This window comes from Synergistaceae bacterium, from assembly GCA_012728235.1.
Taxonomy (GTDB): Bacteria; Synergistota; Synergistia; order Synergistales; family Synergistaceae; genus JAAYFL01.
In genome coordinates this window covers 1-2529 of record JAAYFL010000027.1, presented here as the reverse complement: position 1 = coordinate 2529, position 2529 = coordinate 1, and the positions used below count along the sequence as shown (strand labels likewise).

The window sequence follows — 2529 nt, the reverse complement described above, 5'->3', positions numbered from 1 at the left end:
GTTGTGATTCTTGCTACTATTAAGGCTCCCGAAAAGATACCCGCATAACGAGTCTACTAATTCCAACATAAAACAAAAAGACAGACTTTGAAATTAATTCAAAGTCTGTCTTTTTTATTTTGATTAGCGAATATAGTAAATCATATGTTTCGTGATTCTTTCATATATTAAATGTGAATTTTTACAATGAGCTTTATCTCTTACTAGAAATAAAGATCTTGTTCTCCCTCTTCAATTTGCTGAAGGCGTTCTCTTGTAAGCTCTCTCGTTTTTTCATCCGGTATTTTCTCTAGCTCTTTATCTATTACTATCTGTCCAAGCTTTTTTAGATTCTCTGAGCCATATCCCACAAGATATTCTTTAAATGTCATAAGTGCGTTGGGTTGGCAGATGTTTTTTATCTCTCCCGATTTAGCAAGGTGCATAAAACGGTCTCCTGTGCGTCCTTCTCTGTAACAAGCAGTGCAGAAACTTGGAATGTATCCATCTTCGCAAAGCCACGTAAGTATCTCTTCTGGAGTTCTTTCGTCAGACACTTGGAATTGTGCAGTGTGATCAGACTTTGGACGCGCTACATCTTTATGATAACCACCAATGCCGGTGCAAGAGGCTGCGCTCACTTGAGATATTCCGAGTTCAAGAGCTTTCTTGCGAGTTTCGGGTGTTTCTCTTGTAGAAAGAATCATTCCTGTATATGGAGTAGTTACTCTTATGACAGCGATTATTCTCAAAAACTGTTCGTCTGTGAGAAGATATGGAAATTTCTCAAGATCAACGCCTTCTGCCATACGCATGCGAGGCACTGATATAGTGTGCGGTCCCACTCCAAACATTTTTTCCATGTGCTCTGCATATATAAGCTGTGCGACTAATTCGTACTTGTAATCGTAAAGACCATAAAGAACTCCAGTTCCTACATCATCAATGCCGCCTTGCTGAGCTCTATGAAGTGCTGTGGTGTGCCAGTCGTAGTTGCTTTTGGGTCCTACTGGATGCATTTTTTCGTAGGTTGGCCTGTGAAAAGATTCCTGAAATAAAATAAAGGTGCCTATGTCAGCAGCCTTAAGTTTTTCATACTCTTCAACAGTTGTTGCGGCTATGTTTACGTTTATTCTACGTATCGAGTCTCCTCGACTGTTTTTATATGCGTAAACTCTTTCCATACATTCAATAATATATTCCAGTGGAGATTCTACGGGATGTTCTCCTGATTCCATGGCTATACGTTTGTGGCCAAGCGCCAAAATTGCATCCGCCTCTTGATCAATCTCTTCCATAGTAAGTTTTTTTCTGACCATGGAGGGATTGTCTTTGTGGAATGCACAGTATTCGCATTTGTTAATACAATGATTAGATACATATAGAGGAGCGAAAAGGACTATGCGCCTGCCGTATATTTTCTCCTTGATTTCCTTTGCTAAAGCATAGAGTTCTTTCTCTAACTCAGGATCGGTTATCTCAAGCAGAACTGCTGCCTCTAGGTGATTGAGACCTTTGCATGTCTTTGCCTTTTCTAGAAGCGAACGGACATATTCTTTATCCTTGACTAGTTCTTTTGCTTTTTCTATTGAAGACAATATCTCTGCATCATCTATAAATGATGAGTCTTGAAATTGTTTCGGATCGTACATCTGGTTATCCTCCTTAATTTGTCACAGTAAAAATTCAAAATACATGAAAAAGATCTTACAATAAACTGTGATTTATATCATTTATATTATATATTTAACTTCTTGTGACATTAACATATCACGCGACGTTTGTCGGCTTTATTTTAAAAAACCGTCATTGTTCTCCTGGTCAGGGCGTCATGCTGTGGTTGCCTTCTAAAATCTGCGATTCAATATATAACAAAATACGGAATATAAATAAAACATCAGAGAATATTATACACCATCCTTTTTTTGAAACCTCTACACAAAATACTGATATTACTGTTTTTTGCTGGCTATGCTTAAAAACACAAATCTTCAATAACTCAACAAAATGTGCGATGCAAATGTGGGAATTATATATTATAATTAGATTAGGAAAGGTTGGTGTCTATAATGAAAAAATTATTTTCGACTATTTTGATTGTTACTATTCTATTTGTCTCAGTCCCTCTTGCTTCCGCAATAGACTTGGGAGGATTTCTCAAAGACGCAGCAATTACCATTGTCGGCGGAACCGCAGTAAAAGCAATTGCACCGCAGCTCAATGATTTTATCAACACAATTACATTTAACAAAGGGGTTAAATTCGACGGGTTTACAAAAGTCGTTCCGATTCTATCAATAGGATCAGGAACGCGTATTGGCGCTGCACAAGTCGGTGCAAACACACAAGCCGCTCTTGATAGAACAAAAGCAGTTGCTCAGCTTGAGGGCGAATTTAGTGGTATCAGAGCAAAGGCCTTGATTCCTATCGACAAGGAAATTCCCATTTCACAGTTTAAACGCGTTAAGGGTGTTGGTGTTACAGCTATCATTGACGTCAAACTATAAAATAGTAACTTAAAAATAGTACCTCTTTTTCAATATTTAAGAG

The 2529-nt window shown here is 37.9% G+C and carries 2 protein-coding genes; one reads left to right on the top strand and one right to left on the bottom strand.

Going from position 1 to position 2529, the window contains the following annotated elements; translation table 11 throughout:
• Positions 1–203 precede the first annotated feature (203 nt).
• Entirely contained in the window at positions 204–1631 is a 1428-nt protein-coding gene (gene hydG / locus GXZ13_01830) for a [FeFe] hydrogenase H-cluster radical SAM maturase HydG (GenBank protein NLX74579.1), read from the bottom strand.
• A 417-nt stretch (positions 1632–2048) separates the two neighbouring features.
• On the opposite strand from hydG, the gene GXZ13_01825 reads away from it, so the two are divergent.
• Positions 2049–2486: a hypothetical protein gene (locus GXZ13_01825; GenBank protein ID NLX74578.1), complete on the top strand. Its 438-nt coding sequence runs from the start codon at positions 2049–2051 to the stop codon at positions 2484–2486.
• Positions 2487–2529: the final 43 nt, after the last annotated feature.